Source organism: Pseudomonas sp. HY7a-MNA-CIBAN-0227 (assembly GCF_040310325.1).
GTDB lineage: Bacteria > Pseudomonadota > Gammaproteobacteria > Pseudomonadales > Pseudomonadaceae > Aquipseudomonas.
This window is the reverse complement of record NZ_JBEOPT010000002.1, coordinates 113,993-128,777: the sequence shown is the minus strand read 5'-3', so window position 1 is coordinate 128,777 and position 14,785 is coordinate 113,993. Positions and strand designations below refer to the sequence as shown.

Annotated in this window: 14 protein-coding genes and 2 pseudogenes; 6 read left to right on the top strand and 10 right to left on the bottom strand. The window is 53.4% G+C overall.

What is annotated here, in order from left to right:
- Positions 1–79 precede the first annotated feature (79 nt).
- Together AAEZ06_RS03785 and AAEZ06_RS03780 are read right to left on the bottom strand one after the other, a co-directional pair.
- Positions 80–400 (bottom strand): annotated as a pseudogene (locus AAEZ06_RS03785) (transposase); the annotation flags it as partial.
- Positions 369–1,424, bottom strand: coding sequence for an STY4851/ECs_5259 family protein (locus AAEZ06_RS03780; protein ID WP_218575113.1), 1,056 nt, complete (start codon positions 1,422–1,424; stop codon positions 369–371). The gene AAEZ06_RS03780 and the pseudogene AAEZ06_RS03785, both read right to left, overlap by 32 nt.
- 445 nt (positions 1,425–1,869) lie before the next feature.
- Between AAEZ06_RS03780 and AAEZ06_RS03775 the strand changes: the two genes are divergently transcribed.
- Genes AAEZ06_RS03775 through cap3 form a run of 4 tightly spaced genes read left to right on the top strand, consistent with a single transcriptional unit; the run spans position 1,870 to position 6,471 of the window.
- Positions 1,870–2,931: a CBASS cGAMP-activated phospholipase gene (locus tag AAEZ06_RS03775; RefSeq protein ID WP_256666383.1), complete on the top strand. Its 1,062-nt coding sequence runs from the start codon at positions 1,870–1,872 to the stop codon at positions 2,929–2,931.
- Positions 2,932–2,936: 5 nt separating this feature from the next.
- Positions 2,937–4,229: a CBASS cGAMP synthase gene (locus AAEZ06_RS03770; protein WP_149414980.1), complete on the top strand. Its 1,293-nt coding sequence runs from the start codon at positions 2,937–2,939 to the stop codon at positions 4,227–4,229.
- A gap of 6 nt (positions 4,230–4,235) precedes the next feature.
- Positions 4,236–6,014, top strand: a complete 1,779-nt coding sequence (locus AAEZ06_RS03765; RefSeq protein ID WP_149414979.1) for an E2/UBC family protein — start codon at positions 4,236–4,238, stop codon at positions 6,012–6,014.
- Positions 6,007–6,471: a CBASS system CD-NTase/cGAS isopeptidase Cap3 gene (cap3, locus tag AAEZ06_RS03760; protein WP_149414978.1), complete on the top strand. Its 465-nt coding sequence runs from the start codon at positions 6,007–6,009 to the stop codon at positions 6,469–6,471. Before AAEZ06_RS03765 ends, cap3 begins: the two co-directional genes overlap by 8 nt.
- A 412-nt stretch (positions 6,472–6,883) precedes the next feature.
- On the opposite strand, the gene AAEZ06_RS03755 is transcribed toward cap3, so the two are convergent.
- Genes AAEZ06_RS03755 through tnpA form a run of 4 tightly spaced genes read right to left on the bottom strand, consistent with a single transcriptional unit; the run spans position 6,884 to position 9,727 of the window.
- The gene (locus tag AAEZ06_RS03755) at positions 6,884–7,462 is read right to left on the bottom strand and encodes a plasmid pRiA4b ORF-3 family protein (RefSeq protein ID WP_108524512.1); all 579 of its coding nucleotides are present in this window, start codon (positions 7,460–7,462) and stop codon (positions 6,884–6,886) included.
- A gap of 3 nt (positions 7,463–7,465) precedes the next feature.
- Complete coding sequence (gene tnpC, locus AAEZ06_RS03750; RefSeq protein WP_073453916.1) at positions 7,466–8,971, bottom strand: IS66 family transposase; 1,506 nt, start codon at positions 8,969–8,971, stop codon at positions 7,466–7,468.
- Positions 8,972–9,008: 37 nt separating this feature from the next.
- Positions 9,009–9,353, bottom strand: coding sequence for an IS66 family insertion sequence element accessory protein TnpB (gene tnpB / locus AAEZ06_RS03745; protein WP_034138746.1), 345 nt, complete (start codon positions 9,351–9,353; stop codon positions 9,009–9,011).
- Positions 9,350–9,727: an IS66-like element accessory protein TnpA gene (tnpA, locus tag AAEZ06_RS28520; protein ID WP_158636783.1), complete on the bottom strand. Its 378-nt coding sequence runs from the start codon at positions 9,725–9,727 to the stop codon at positions 9,350–9,352. The genes tnpB and tnpA overlap by 4 nt, the downstream gene beginning before the upstream one ends.
- Positions 9,728–9,793: 66 nt before the next feature.
- Between tnpA and AAEZ06_RS03735 the strand changes: the two are divergent.
- Together AAEZ06_RS03735 and tnpC (AAEZ06_RS03730) are read left to right on the top strand one after the other, a co-directional pair.
- Positions 9,794–10,172: pseudogene (locus AAEZ06_RS03735) on the top strand (site-specific integrase); the annotation flags it as partial.
- A 294-nt stretch (positions 10,173–10,466) separates the two neighbouring features.
- Complete coding sequence (gene tnpC, locus AAEZ06_RS03730; RefSeq protein WP_115128413.1) at positions 10,467–10,823, top strand: Tn3 family transposase post-transcriptional regulator TnpC; 357 nt, start codon at positions 10,467–10,469, stop codon at positions 10,821–10,823.
- 165 nt (positions 10,824–10,988) lie between these two features.
- Here the strand turns inward: tnpC (AAEZ06_RS03730) and copD are convergent, their stop codons facing one another.
- The 4 genes from copD to AAEZ06_RS03710 form a co-directional block, all read right to left on the bottom strand.
- Complete coding sequence (copD, locus tag AAEZ06_RS03725; RefSeq protein ID WP_115128414.1) at positions 10,989–11,933, bottom strand: copper homeostasis membrane protein CopD; 945 nt, start codon at positions 11,931–11,933, stop codon at positions 10,989–10,991.
- Positions 11,934–11,936: 3 nt separating this feature from the next.
- Positions 11,937–12,320, bottom strand: coding sequence for a copper homeostasis periplasmic binding protein CopC (copC, locus tag AAEZ06_RS03720; RefSeq protein ID WP_048388142.1), 384 nt, complete (start codon positions 12,318–12,320; stop codon positions 11,937–11,939).
- Between the two features lie 360 nt (positions 12,321–12,680).
- Positions 12,681–14,069: a heavy metal sensor histidine kinase gene (locus tag AAEZ06_RS03715; RefSeq protein ID WP_115128415.1), complete on the bottom strand. Its 1,389-nt coding sequence runs from the start codon at positions 14,067–14,069 to the stop codon at positions 12,681–12,683.
- Positions 14,066–14,755, bottom strand: coding sequence for a heavy metal response regulator transcription factor (locus AAEZ06_RS03710; protein WP_115128416.1), 690 nt, complete (start codon positions 14,753–14,755; stop codon positions 14,066–14,068). The genes AAEZ06_RS03715 and AAEZ06_RS03710 overlap by 4 nt, the downstream gene beginning before the upstream one ends.
- Positions 14,756–14,785 lie beyond the last annotated feature (30 nt).

Sequence of the window (14,785 nt, the reverse complement as noted above, 5' to 3'; positions counted from 1 at the left end):
CGATCCAAAACGCTCAGATCACTCACTCATTCCTGTCTTTTTAGTTGCTGCAAGCACCTCGCGGAGGCTATTCCCCACATTACAGGCGCACCTCTCCTGCATTGCTCAATAAATGTCGGCGGGCCATCCACAGATTCGACAGCGCAAACAGCGTCACCAGCTGTGTCGTGTTCTTGGCCAGGCCACGGAAGCGCGTCTTCACATAACCGAACTGGCGCTTGATCACCCGGAACGGGTGCTCGACCTTCGCCCTTACCTGCGCCTTGGCTTTTTCGATCTTGCGCTTGGCTTTGTACAGATCGCTGCGCTTGCCCAGTTTCTGGTAGGTGCTGCGTCGGGCGGCAATCTGCCAGATGACCTGGCGACCTTCATGCTCGGGGCGTTTCTCCACTCCGGTATAGGTGTTCGGCCACGGCCGAAAGTGCGGCATAACGCTCTTCGGTTGTTACCAGCGACAACGCCAAGCTAAGCCCTGAAAGCTCTGGTTGGGGCTGGCCATATGGTTGGCCAATGGCCCAAATGAAGGGGCGAAACGCTGACCTAGAAGTGCTGTCAGGGAAAATAAACCAAGGACCCGGGTCGCGGCTGCCTGGGTTAAACCACCAGCGCCTCAAGTACGAGTCCTCCGATCGAGCTTGCTTAAGCTGTTCGGGAGCAACGTCTGGATGTGAGATGGGGACGGTAAAAATGCCAAGCGTTTCAATCCCGCCCTCCGATATCCGCTCGGCGTGTGGAAAGCAAACTGCCCCCGTTTCGAGGTCGCACAGAAGCTTCGCTGTGTAACGCCCCACTTGAATGGAGGCCACTGACGTATTGAGCTCCTGGCATTCGATGGTCACTGTCGCATCGAGCGACTCAGTGCATGCGAGCATTTCCTGGATCGGCCGAATGTAGTCAAAAAGCCGGATTTCCTCGGACACACCGTACTCTAAAGTCCGAGTCAGAAGCGGACGGCCTTGCGCGCTGTCTCGAAGCAAAAGGCACACATGCCAGTGCCGACGATGCTGCCCGGGTAGTAGCCGAAGGCGGCTGCCAAGTAGATCGTTAACATCAATCCGCTGATGAGGCTGCATCCGCCGCCCTTCAGGATCAAGAAAGACTGCTCCGGTCGCTGGAAAGGGGACTATCAGATGCTGCGTTTGGTTGCCCGGCCAGGCGAGGGTGAGGGTGAGGGTTACTTCCGCCGGCACGGAGTGGTCATGTGCCCGTAAAGTGAGCTTCCAATCGCGTCCTAGTTGCTCTGCGACTAGATTGCAGGAGTCATTTTCACAACCCACGCCCAGAGCTGGCCAAGATCGGAGCCACAGAACACCACCGCGGCTGTCGCTCTCCGCGCTTACCTCGACCGAAGCATCGGCGGGCAGGCAAACCACTTTCAGCCGAGTCTGTATCGTATCGGCATACTTCCATAGAAGAGTCCCCATACCCACAGGCGGTGAGCGAAACGAAACGACGGATGGGTTGGGGGTCGGTCAGTCTGGAGCCCACGTACCGACTACGAAGTGGATGGATTTCAATTAATCCTGGGCGCTTACAAGCCGAAGTCGAGCTGATGAACATGGTCGGGACTGGCCTGACCCAGGCTGCTTTGTACACTCTCATGCCCGATTTCGGTCAGTCGCGACAGGCAGAAATCGGCCATTAGCTGCCATTTGTGACCGGCCGCAATCCGCCATATGGACGTTCAGGGCGAACTGATCATTAGGCTTCAAAGTTTCCAGGAGACTTGGAGCTGTTCAAACCAGAGAAGGCTGACATTGCGCAGCCGCCTAGTAGCGTCACCTTAAAAATTATATTTATGCTGGCCTCTTGAAACCTACATAAGTGACCTCATTTTACCATCATAAAGCCACTACAATGGAGCGCTCCATGGCGGCACATAGCGGTAGCATCAAAATTCTCAGCCTAAATGGTGGGGGGGCTAGAGGTCTGTTTACCATCAATGTGCTCGCTGAGATTGAGCGAATCATTGAGCAACAGACCGGGCAGTCGAACGTAAAAGCAGGAGAGTACTTCGACCTGATTACGGGCACCTCAATTGGTGGAATTCTGGCGTTAGGGCTCGCATCCGGAAAAAGTGCCAGGGAGCTAGAGGCGGTCTTCCGCGTCCAGGCCCCCCTAATCTTTCCCCGTATGAGCTCTTGGCGGAAAAAATGGAGGGCTGCTTTTAGTGCCCGATACAGCAGCAAACCACTCTTTGACGCCGTCGCAAGGATGATTGGAGCCGATGCCACATTTGGTGACTTGACACGTCGCGTCATGATTCCCGCTGTGAACCTCTCGACCGGCAAACCCCAGTTTTTCAAAACTCCTCATAATCCGGCGTTCAATCGTGACGGTCGTCTCAAGCTGATAGATGCAGCAATGGCTACATCGGCTGCACCTACCTACTTTGCGCCTCATCATTGCGTGGATTTGGATGCGTACTTCGCTGATGGAGGCTTGGTTGCTAACAACCCAAGCTTCATCGGACTACATGAAGTTTTCCGGGACATGACTAGCGACTTTCCGGACGCCACGGTTGCCGATGTCAAGATATTGAATGTCGGCACACTGGGGGAGGAGTACACGGTGAGTCCAGCCGCGCTAGAGTCAAAGCGCAACAGTGGCTATCTCGGATTGTGGGGCCTTGGTGAGCGATTGGTGCTGACCACTATGACCGCGAATCAGCAGCTTCATAAAGCAATGTTGGAGCGGGAGCTCAGAACGTATAACGCATCAGAAAACTACGTCTATCTTGACGATATCGTTCCTAACGAAGCTGCATCCGATATCACTCTGGATAACGCAAGCGAAAGTAGCTTGCGTAACCTCGCAAGCCGGGGAAAACAGCTGGCTACTAACGAGTTCACCAAGAACCCTCTATTGCAAGCCTTCTTCAAACATCCGGCAGCACCCTTTGCTGTACCTGGTCCCGTCCAACAGGAGTAAAAGTGATGAGTTGGAATTTCCACCGCTATTACAACGACAGCACCGACGGGCTCATTAGTAAGTTGAGATTAGCAGAGCCCTGTGTCGTGAAGCTTAAAGGATTGCGCGACCTAGTCCGAATCCGCACAAAAGAGGTTTTCAACGAAGCGAAAGAGCTCGTCAGAACATCCAGTGCGACCATCTCTCTCGAAAGTATTACAGCTCGAGTTGCGAACTCTCGGCTAAAACATCTTAGTCCGCAAGCTCAGACTGAGGCAGCAAAGCTTCTCAGAGACATGGATGATGAAGCGCGGAAAGCTTTTCTGTCTCTTACACCGCGCTTTTGGACACAGGGAAGTTTTCAGTACGATACTCTCAATTATCCGTACGCCACCCCGCCTCAGGAAATGGACATAGATGATGGCACATATCTCCCAATGGCCATCTTTGAAGATCGCCCCGTTATTGGCCACCAACTGCTCCTGCTTCTTGTGGACTCATCGCTGAAGTCCTTGGTGCATGAAAACGTAGGCTGGCAATTTGAGGCCAAGCGAACCTGTGCTCGAATCAAAATCCCTGCAGAGCACACACATATTGATGTCCCTATGTATGCAATTCCAGAAGACCAATTTTTGCTCAAGGAAGTAGCTCTGGCGAAAAGCCGTGGCATGGTCATGGATTCGATAAATGGGTCGCTTTCATTAGAAAGTGCCGACTATGAGCTTGATGAGGACTGCGTGAACCTGGCGTTGCGCGAAGGTGATCAAAAGTGGATGAAGAGTGATCCCAAAATTGTCGAAGACTGGTTCAACAATAGTTGCCGGCGCATTGGCCCTCACCTACGCAGTATTTGCCGTTTTATGAAATCGTGGCGAGATGTTCAATGGGAAAAGGGTGGGGGCCCTTCGTCTATTTCACTGATGGCCGCTACCGTCAGTATTCTTGATCGGATTGCACACGATAGAAATGATCTTGGTGCAACGATGCGAATGCTCGCAAAGTACCTTCCTGACGAGTTCTCAAAGGGGGTGGAAAGCCCAGACCACACTGACGAGAAACCGCTCTTTCCGCCGCGTATTGAGCACGAGGAGCGCGAGGTGGAAATCATGGCAGGACTCTCTGAGCTGCACGGTATTTTGATTGATGCTCAGCAGTGCTTATCTAAAGAACTCGCTCTCCAATCTATCAATCGTGCGTTCGGCCAGCGGGTGCTCAAAAGCGACCTTATCGTTAGTGAAAAGTCTGCCCCTGCGTTTGCCAATGAGCCTACACGTGGCGCCCAAGCTGCGACCATCAGCAACACCATGGCGAGCGGTTAACACTAAATGCTTAGTGAGCTTCATCAGGTATTGCTGGGGTGTGGGTTTCAATACACCAAGGCCCGGCACATCCCGGAAGGCACGCCTCTGTGTCTCCTCGACGTCGCCAAAGGGTTTTACGTCAAATCTTATGGAACTACGGGTGGCGAGTTCAGCATTGCTTTGAGCCTCCCTATAGACCCTCATATCACTTTACCTAATGCGTACATTCTCAAAAAACCTGACCAGTACAAGAATCGATTGCTGCCACATGTCAATCTGGGGTGGTACCTGTGCTATGTCCGAGAGATGGAAGCTGACTGGGATGCGAATAATCTGCAGGAGCTCTATCTGCAGGTCGATTGCCAAATCCAAACTACGCTAAATGCCTCAGTCACCTCAGCGAATCAAGGTTCGCCCGATGACCGGGAAATGGAGGGCGAGTTCTCATCCTATTGGCTACCCCAGAAGAAGTTATATCTTCTCTCAGATGCATCAGAAAAATTAGAAATGGAATGTTATGTGACTCTCAATGAGAGCGGATTAGCAAACCCAGGAAAGGCCTCAGGTGAGGAGTGGGTTGCCTATGAGAAAGGGGACGAAAGCGAATTCAATGAGTGGCTGAGGCAGAGATGCCTTACGAAGCAAGACGGAAGGACGATTCTCACAAGCTACTTCAAAATCAACCCTTCCCGCCTAGCTGGTGTTGAATGGCCGCCACAAAATCTCCGGGCACTACTCCAGTGGCTTACCGAGGTAGATCTAAGTGCTCGTAGCCGCCTGCTGGATCACTTTGTGAATAATCCAGTGAAACGACATGTGCTTCTTTTCGATGTTCGTCACCAGGACTTGGTCGGGCTCTTTGTTGAGCTCGATATTGCTGCGACTGGATTGAATACCTATCCCCAGAAAAACAATCGGAAGAAACGCACGGGACGTGTAGTCAAATCGAAGACGCTGATCACATGTCTTTCCGCCAAGCGCTCGGTTCATAAATTCTCTCGGCTTGAGGTAACTAGAGCAGACAGAAAGACGATTTTGAGCCGTAACCGCCGTCGATCTGCAACCGGCGACTTGAGTACTAAACGCATTGCGCTCCTAGGCTGTGGAACCATAGGTGGATATCTATGTGGGTTGCTGCTTCGCTCTGGCGCAGGTTGCGGAAACGCTCGATTTGATCTCTACGACGACGACTCATTCGGTCCTCAAAACTTTGGACGCCATCCACTCTCAACCGTGGATTTTGGGCAGAACAAAGCAAAAGCTTTAGCAGCCACGCTTAAAGCCTCTACACATTTGAATTGTAAGGTAGAGGGAAAGCCCGCTAATTTTTCAATTACCCCCGAGATGTTGAACCAGTACGACATCGTCATTGATGCAACTGGCCGGCCTCCAGTGGCAAAACGCTTGGCCCACGTAGTTCGCACAATACCAAACAACAAGCGTCCCAAGGTTGTTCACGGATTTAACGATGGCAACGGTCGCTCATCAAAAGTCATGATTGACGATGGTAGTTGTTGCTACGGGTGCATGCTTATGGATCCCGCCTTTTACAAAAATGGCTTGGATCTACGGTTCAGTAAAATCAATACGGCCGAGGAACGCTTCGTCAGTTGCGGGAATACCTTCACACCCTATGACGCGGCGGTCAGCGTGATCACCGCGGCTATGATGCAGGAAGCTGTACTTTCGATTTTGGAGCCAAGTCTTAGCTGGACGTACAGCGAACACATGTTGGACGGCAGTCGTTCCAAACAAGCTAGACTTTTACCTAAACAACGCACTTGTCCCATTTGCCATGACTGACACTGAGCTGACATTTACAGATAAGCATGGTGGGTTGCTAGTGATCACGCCTTCTCCTCTAAAGAGAATGCTGGCCTACCGCCAACTAAGCTGGTTTAGCACCGAAGCTGCCGGAGTACTCATCGGGGAGCGTCGAGGGCCGCACTTGGTGGTTCATCGGATATCCGAGCCTGGACCTGGCGATATCAGGCATCGATGTTTTGTAGACCGAAGAGGAGCGCATCATCAAACTGCTGTAGATGAAGCCTTCATCAGTTCGTCAGGGATGCTTCAATATCTTGGGGAATGGCACACCCACCCGGAGGACTCTCCCTCGCCTTCATCTACAGATTTGGGCACATGGCAACGGCACCTTATTGCCGGCCACGAAAAAATGGTCTTATTGATAGTAGGTCGTAAGGAAATCTGGGCAGCCAAAAAGGACGCTCGAATAATTACCCCTCTTCTTGAGGCTTAATAATGGCTCGCTACTAAAAGTTCTTGAATAGGCGCAGCAACTGTAAAGAAAACAATCACTGTTCGGGTGGTACTAACTGACGGACCGCTTATGGCCGATTTCTGCCAGCGCCGACCGGCTGCAATGGGTCCAGAGTGTGTAAAAAAGCTTAGTCAAAATTGAAGTCTGCGCTTCTATGTGAAGTCTGAAGTTTATCGGCTGGTTGGCAGACCTGGATTTTACGTAGAGACGCGATTTTCAGCCCTGATTTGGGCGCCAATCTCGCTGAAAAACGTTTTTACACACTCTGGGCCGGTTAGCGACCACCACGCAGCATGACTGATCCACCCTTGTCCTCCCTCAGCGTGGAGGACAAGCCATGAAGATTATTGCTACATACAGCGTAAGCGTCCGAGCTACACCGCCTTGCAACTCAAACCTTAATCCGTTTAAACCACTGGTTCACGCGCTCGCACTCAAATGTCACCGGATCAAAAACATCGCCATGCCATTCAACCATGGCGTCATGCTCTGGATGATCGGGGTTGCCCATCGCCTCCAGAAACTCCTCGTAACCAGGCCCGCCACCCACGTCTTCCGGTGGGCAAGCATTGGCGCCGTCGATGCAATACGGCACCTGAGGACAGGCAACAGCGGGTAGCGTTTTTTCGACCTTGATACTGTGATGCCAGCTGTCACCAAAGTCGTAGAGATAATTGAATGTCCGCTTTCCGTTCAGCGCCTTGATCAGCGTTTTACGGGCTTCCGGGTTCACCGTCGGCCCCCAACCATCAGGGTCGGGCATGCCGTAATTCTCACCAGCAATTTCAAACTCATGCAGATGGCTATCACTCCAGCCCATCACGACCTGGATGACATGGTGCAGCTTGCCCAAGGTGATGTTTTCAGGCACCGCGAACCGACGCCAAATCTTCGGAGTGATCCACTTCAGCTCGATGTGCAGCAGTAACAGGTCGGGGGCGGGTTTGGGTAAACGGACAGTTTTAACCATGGATCAGGCGGCCTCGCAGTGTTCAGTGTGATTCAAAGAAATGTTCCAAGGCAGCAACTCGCTCACCCGATTGATCGGGTGTTCGGCAATGTGCTCAAGTACGTAGGCCAGATAGGCCTGTGGGTTTAACCCGTTTAGCTTGGCAGTACCCACCAGGCTGTAAATCGCAGCGGCTCGTTCTCCGCCGGCATCGGAACCGGCAAACAGGTAGTTTTTGCGGCCCAGCGCGACGGCGCGTAGCGCCCGTTCGGCGGCGTTGTTGTCGATTTCGATTCGGCCGTCATTGCAGTAGCGCGTTAGGGCCTGCCACCGGTTGAGGGCATAGAGGATTGCACCGCCCAATGCCGACTTTTTCGACAGTTGAGTCAGCGTCTGATTAAGCCATGCGTGCAGGTGTTCCAGCAGCGGACTGGCCCGACTTTGCCGAACCGTTTTTCGCAGGTTGGGCGGCTGCCCTCGGATCTCGCTTTCGATGGCATACAGGGCCGCAATCCGTTGCAGCGCCTCGGCGGCAAGGGGTGAAGCCAAGTCTTTGTAGACATCGTAAAACTTGCGCCGGGCGTGAGCCCAGCATGCAGCTTCCTCAATAGTGCCCGTCGCATACAGCTGAGCAAAACCGGCGTAGCCGTCAGCCTGCAAGATCCCGCTAAAGCCCTTGAGATGAGCGCGCGGATGTTGCCCCTTGCGATCCGACGAGTAGGCAAACCAGACCGCCGCCGGTGTCGAGTCACCCGCAGGTCGGTCGTCCCGCACGTATGTCCACAGGCGAGCCGTTTTGGTCTTGCCGTTGCCCGGCGCGAGCACGCCAATCGGCGTGTCGTCTGCATGGACTTTGTGACCGCTCATGACGTGGTGCTCAAGGGCGTTGATCAGCGGCCTGAGCAACTGACTGCTCTGGCCCACCCAGTCGGCCAGGGTTGAGCGCTCCAGCTCCACGCCCTCACGGGCGTAGATCTCGGACTGCCGATACAACGGCAAATGATCAACAAACTTGGAGACCAGCACATGGGCCAACAACCCCGGGCCTGCAAGGCCTCGGGCTATCGGACGACTCGGCGCCGGCACCTGGGCGATGTGCTCGCAGCAGCGGCAGACCCACTTGGGGCGAACATGGCGGATCACTTTGAAACGTGCCGGAACGTACTCCAGCACTTCGGACACATCCTCACCCAAATAGCGAAGCTCCCCACCGCAGCCCGTGCATTGCGACTCGGGCTGATGCACGTGAGTTTCGCGAGGCAGGTGTTCGGGCAATGGTTTGCGGCGCGAAACTGCGCGAGGTGCCGGTTCGACTGGCGTTGTCATTTCGGCTTGGCTGACTTGCAGCTCTTCGAGGCTCAACTGGAGTTGATCGATCATCGCGTCCAGTTGCTCGGAGCTGCGACCGAACTGCGTACGACGCAGCTTGGCGATCATCATTTTCAAGCGCTCAATCTCTGCCCGCTGGGCAGAGACCAGAGTCTTCAAGGCTTGAAGATCGTTCGGCAGGGAGTCGGTCACGAGAGTCATGACCGCATGTTACTGGGGATTTTTTCAGCGCGGCAAGTCAGACTGCGAGGACAGGCGCTGTACGAATTGGCCTGCGCCAATCAATGCCTTCCAACAGCATCGATAACTGCGCAGGCGTCAGCGACACGCTGCCGCTGGTTGCTTGCGGCCAGACGAAGCGCCCTTGTTCCAACCGTTTGCAAAACAGACACAAGCCGTCGCCATCCCACCACAACAGCTTGATCCGGTCACCGCGCCGTCCGCGAAAGGCAAATATCTGACCGGAAAACGGGTCGGCTTCCAACTGTGTCTGCACCAGTGCCGCTAAACCATCGAAGCCACGGCGCATATCCGTGACGCCGGCGGCGATCCAGATACGGGTTCCAGCGGGCGGGGCAATCATCGCAGCAACTGCTGCAAGACGAATTGCAGCGTCTGCGGATCGGGTGCGCCCATGATACGCAACTTGGCTTTTCCGACCTCAACTGCGATCTCGGAATGACACTCCGCCTGTGGCTGGACGACGTGCGGCAGATCGATTGGCGCCTCCATCACCTGGACGGGCAAAAGCGTTGCGCTCTGGCTGACGGCGCCGAATACCCCTTCCTGATATTGATGCCGCCAGCGAAACACTAGGTTGGCATTGACGTCATGCTCACGAGCGATCAACGACACGGAGGCGCCAGGCTGGAGGGTCGCCTCGACGACTTGGCGTTTGAACGCCAGCGGGAAGTTGGGGCGGCGGCCGGTTCGACGGGCTAGGGCAACGGTATCCAAGATAGTGTCCACTAAAAAATGGTGTCCACTATCTTGGCTAATTTGGAGGGCTGTCAGGAGAGGGTGCTGGCCGGACGGTTACCATACAGCCATCAGCCTTGGAACAAGGGTAAGCTTGTCGGGCAGAAAGCCCCGCTCCGAGTCAGAGATATCTGGCAGGCTCCAGCTCGCGGAGAAGACACGGGATCTGGCCCTCTTCAACTTGGCCATCGACAGCAAGCTGCGCGCCTGTGACTTAACCAAGCTGCGAGTACGAGACATAGCCCATGGGGAACATGTGTCGTCACGGGCCATCGTGATGCAGCAGAAAACTCAGCACCCAGTCCAGTTTGAAATCACTGAGCAAACCCGAACGGTTCTGGAGGCTTGGATGCATCAGGCCCTCCTCCGCAGTGAGGACTTCTTGTTTCCGACCCGGTTGCACGGCTCAGATCATCTCTCCACGGGGTTATGCCGAGATAAAGGAAAATCAGGACATTCGCTCTGTAATATTATGATATTGCTATGATTTAAATTTTTTCTGCGTTTCCTTTCCTCGTCCCAAGTTTAGCCGTCTATGCTGAAGGTTTTGCTTTTCCTTGAGGGACGAACTCCATGGCCTCTCTGGAGCGGACAGCCTATCCGAAGCTGCCGGCGAATCTGTCGTCGAAAGAGCTTCATCAGAGCTATTCGCTCTCAGAGTCTGAGCTCCAATGCGTGCGAAACAGATGCCCAATAGCAAAGTTGAGGAGGCGAACTAATGCACATCCCGCCGGTTTCGTTTCGAGTGACACCCTATGGGGACGTCGATGCCAAGGCACTCGATTCTCTGCGCGCGAGCTACGACATCTCTCAATTACTTAACTTGGTGGACCGGCTAGATGCCTGTCTTGCTGAAATTGGTGGGATCGGCTGCATTAAGGACGACTTTTTACATCTACATGCCATGGCCATGACGATATTGGAAGGCTCCCCTCTCGCCGTAGCTACCGCTGATGTTGACAGTATTTGGGAGAAGGCGATCGCCCTTCAAGGGGATATTTCTGCCTTATGTTTTTGCTTGCAAACAGGCTCTAAACACTTGGCTCCTTTGGTAGCACTTGCTCCTGACTATTAGCGGCAAGGGTGCGGATTTTACCCCCCGGAGTCAACATGCTGGTGACAAACGAGTTGTGGCTTGAGAACCGTAGCGTTACGACAACATGGACGTTTGGCTCAACGCTCACAAAATTTGCGTTTGGAGCGTAGGCGCTCCAGGTAGCTGTGGACATTATGCGGATTATTAATGCTGCACCGTGCTCATATCCATCCCCGGGCTCAGGGTTCCTAGCCAAGCGACAAGGCATACTATGACTACTGCAACGGAGAATTCAAGGATCATACTACGTCGTAAAGCATTGACGGCGACGGCATGGTCCCCTTCCTTGATTGAGCGTTCTAACAGTGGACTCAAATGGAATCGATTTAGCGTCGCTAATATAATCATCCCTGCGAAGAGCAAGACTTTCAAAAATAGCAGAGTGCCATAAGTAGTCATCATCACTTCGTCCAGGGTTGGGCCCACGATAAAGAGATAATTCACTACGCCAGTAATGCTTAAAGTCACAACAATTAGCGCGCCAGCTGATTCAAACCCAGTCAGGACTCGGGAGAGAACCCGTATTTCTTGTCCGCCATTTAGTCTTTTCGCACGCAGCAGTAAAGCGAATGCGGCCAGAGCTCCCATCCAACCGCCGGCTGCCAGAAGGTGAAGAATATCGCTAATGAAATGTATATAACGACGATTGCCTTCGTCCATTGCGCCATGCCCTGTCCACGCTAGGGTAGCGAGAGCAATAGCACCGAAGACGGTAACCGCCCAAAGACTGAGGGTTGGGAGGCGCTTGTTAAGTGTGATGGCGATACCTGCCAGCACCAGGGCTGCTATTCGGACCATCCAGGTGAGCCCGACGTCGGTACCAGTTAGAACCATTTCGAAGATGTGATGGTGAAGCTCCATAAATTCTGAAACGCCGCTCATTGCTTTCGCAAGTAACAACATAGCGGCAAGAGACAGAAGTACACCAACAACTGCGGTGCCGAAAAGGAGCGACTCAAAGTTTAAGACAGCGCCGGACACTCGCTCTTTCCCCCGTAGGCTATACAAACCAAAAATGGCCAATCCAAACAGCAGCATGAGGTCCATATAAAGAGCGAAACGAACGGCGATGTTGATTGAGTCGCTCATGGATCATTTCACTTTAAAAGAAAAATTGCCGGTAATGGGATGAGTGTCGGAAGAGACTGCCCGCCATTCGACCTTATAAGTACCTGTGGTTAGCGGAGCGGCGGGCGTGATAACCATCATTTTCGGATCGTCGCCGCCGGCGACACCAGCCTTAACACCCATAGGTGAATTCGGCATACCCGGCATGTCAGTCATGATCAGTTTCGCTCCCGAGAACTGAGTCGTGAGGTTCTCCGAGAAGTGCAGCTCGATCTTGGAAGGTGCCGCAGACGTCGAGCCTTCCACTGGGGTAGAAGACACCAGTTTTGGATGCGCCTGGGCGATAGCGCTCACGAGCAAACCGACGGTAAGTGCAACAGCTACGGTAGTAGTTTTAAAGAATGACATGCAAGACTCCTCACAGCATAAGCTGTTGGTTCGAGGTTGGGTTGGGGAGATCTAGTTTTTACTTCTCAATTCCGATTAAAACCACAGGCAAATACCAAGCGTATGCCGCGTACTTAACCCAGGTTCTGGATCAGAATGATCCGCGTTATAGAGCTAGGACACGATGCCACATGACTGCCGACCATTCGATTACATTTCAGTAAGCTTTACGCATGCCCTCTGGTCCATAATTGAGGGTTGTCGTCGTGGCTTTTTATTTTCCCGATGTGCACTACATTGGCTTTCTCTCTGAAGCCTGTCGGTCAATCCGTCTTGGAGCAAAGGCCGCGCCCCTTGCTCCAAGACGGCGCCTCAGCGAGGCTAGGCCCGTTTCGATCCGGCATTAGGAAATTCCATATGGAAGGCTGTTTTTCGATTGGATGAGGTACACCAGATCTTGCCTTCATGGGCTTCTACGATCGACCGCGTAATTGAGAGCCCCAGTCCAGCATTGCTGGGGCTCCCTTCACGCCGTGCCGGATCCGCGCGATAAAATCGATCGAAGAGCTTTTCAAGGTGCTCGGGTGCAATGGTTTCTCCTGGATTTTCCACGACCACAAATGTCGAGGTATTTCTCTGTTGGATATCGACATTGATGGTCCTCCCCTCCGGGGTGTACCGCAGCGCATTAGAAAGCAGATTCGAGACAGCTCTGTGCAGCATTAGTACGTCGCCCCGAACACTCCCTCCCCCTGAAACCGTCAGGTTGATGCCGCGCTCATCTGCCAGCAGGCGGTAGTATTCGAGCAGTTTCTCCACGACCTCCAATAGGTCTATCGGTTTGTTCTCATGGGGGATCAGGCCGTTGTCAGATTTAGCCAGAAAGAGCATGTCGTCGATCATCCGAGACATACGCTTCAAGTCATCCAGATTCGAATACAGATTGTCTTCGTAGTCCTCAATATCCCTTTTTCTAGAGAGCACCACTTCGGTATGGATCATCAGATTACTGACCGGTGTGCGCAGTTCGTGAGCAATGTCCGCAGAGAAATTTGATAACCGGACAAAAGCATCATCCAGACGTGACAACATCGCGTTGAACGACGACACCATCTGTTGAAGCTCTTTTGGAACAGACGCTAATGGAATGCGCTCTTTAAGTGATTTGGCCGACATCGACGCAGCGACCATGGTCACCTGCCGAATCGGACGCATGCCACTGCGGGCAACCAACCAACCCAGCCCCACACTGACGAGCGCGCTGATCACCAGCCCTATCCAGAACCATCGCTGGAGCGTCTCGAAGAAAAACATGTGCTCAGTAACATCAAAAACCAAGATCACGGTCAGCGGCTTGTCCCGACCGGTCACCATCGCTTGAGCAGTCAAACCACGGAACATCTGCTCTTGGTTCTGCCATTCCCAAAAATTATTGTTGGTGGTCGTGAGGAACTCCTCCGGAACATTGACTGGCCCTGGGTCAGCGAAAAGTAGCCTCCCGTCATCGCCTAGGATGACGGCTGTCAAATTACGGTGAGCCCCGAGCAGAGCCTGTAACTCGGGCTTTAACTCGCCGAATTGATCGGTGCTCTTCAGCTCCCCCAGGATTCTCTGGGTCGAGTGGAGTTTTTCGTTTAGAGCCTCTTGATCCAACATTTTGAAATGATGCTGGCTGAGGTGGTTAAAGCTGACTCCGGCGACGGTGAGCACAGCTGTTACCGCAAGCATGAACATCAGACTCATGCGTGTAGTCAGGGACAGACGGTTCATTTTGACTCCGAATCCGGTGCATCAAGCATGTAGCCCATACCACGTGCGGTGTGGATCAGCTTGACCTCAAAGCTGTCATCAATCTTCGCCCTGAGCCTGCGCACCGCAACCTCGATTACGTTGGTATCGCTGTCGAAATTCATGTCCCAAACTTGCGAGGCGATGAGCGACTTCGGCAGCACTTCGCCCCGGCGACGGAGCAGCAACTCCAGCAGCGCAAACTCTTTGGCCGTCAGGCCTATGCGTTTCCCCCCCCGAATGGCCCTGCGTTTGAGCAGGTCAACCTCTAGGTCGGCCAGTTTCAAATTGGTTGGCGAGGGTGCGCCATTACCGCGACGCAGCAGTGTTCTGACGCGGGCCAGCAATTCAGAAAATGCGAAGGGCTTGATCAGGTAATCATCCGCTCCGAGCTCAAGCCCCTTAACGCGATCTTCAACACGGTCTCGCGCAGTCAGAAATAACACCGGTACATCTTTCCCTGCCAAACGCACCTTCTGAAGCACTTCCCACCCATCCAGACCGGGCATCATGACGTCCAGAATCAGCAGGTCATACGCTTCGCTCAAGGCGTGTTGCAGGGCCTCAGTACCATTGGTGAAACGATCAACGTTGAACCCAGCCTCAGTAAGGCCCTGTTGCAAGTAGATACCTATTTTCGGTTCGTCTTCCGCAACCAACAGTCTCATGGGAGTGGCTCTCAAAGTGATGATGGGGCT

Bases quoted from the DNA above. Each gene is read 5' to 3' on its own strand.
- AAEZ06_RS03755 (WP_108524512.1), bottom strand. From the start codon at position 7,462: ATGGTTAAAACTGTCCGTTTACCCAAACCCGCCCCCGACCTGTTACTG.
- AAEZ06_RS03775 (WP_256666383.1), top strand. From the start codon at position 1,870: ATGGCGGCACATAGCGGTAGCATCAAAATTCTCAGCCTAAATGGTGGG.
- AAEZ06_RS03770 (WP_149414980.1), top strand. From the start codon at position 2,937: ATGAGTTGGAATTTCCACCGCTATTACAACGACAGCACCGACGGGCTC.
- AAEZ06_RS03765 (WP_149414979.1), top strand. From the start codon at position 4,236: ATGCTTAGTGAGCTTCATCAGGTATTGCTGGGGTGTGGGTTTCAATAC.
- tnpC (WP_073453916.1), bottom strand. From the start codon at position 8,971: ATGACTCTCGTGACCGACTCCCTGCCGAACGATCTTCAAGCCTTGAAG.
- tnpC (WP_115128413.1), top strand. From the start codon at position 10,467: ATGCACATCCCGCCGGTTTCGTTTCGAGTGACACCCTATGGGGACGTC.
- AAEZ06_RS03715 (WP_115128415.1), bottom strand. From the start codon at position 14,069: ATGAACCGTCTGTCCCTGACTACACGCATGAGTCTGATGTTCATGCTT.
- AAEZ06_RS03710 (WP_115128416.1), bottom strand. From the start codon at position 14,755: ATGAGACTGTTGGTTGCGGAAGACGAACCGAAAATAGGTATCTACTTG.
- cap3 (WP_149414978.1), top strand. From the start codon at position 6,007: ATGACTGACACTGAGCTGACATTTACAGATAAGCATGGTGGGTTGCTA.
- AAEZ06_RS03780 (WP_218575113.1), bottom strand. From the start codon at position 1,424: ATGGGGACTCTTCTATGGAAGTATGCCGATACGATACAGACTCGGCTG.
- copC (WP_048388142.1), bottom strand. From the start codon at position 12,320: ATGTCATTCTTTAAAACTACTACCGTAGCTGTTGCACTTACCGTCGGT.
- copD (WP_115128414.1), bottom strand. From the start codon at position 11,933: ATGAGCGACTCAATCAACATCGCCGTTCGTTTCGCTCTTTATATGGAC.
- tnpB (WP_034138746.1), bottom strand. From the start codon at position 9,353: ATGATTGCCCCGCCCGCTGGAACCCGTATCTGGATCGCCGCCGGCGTC.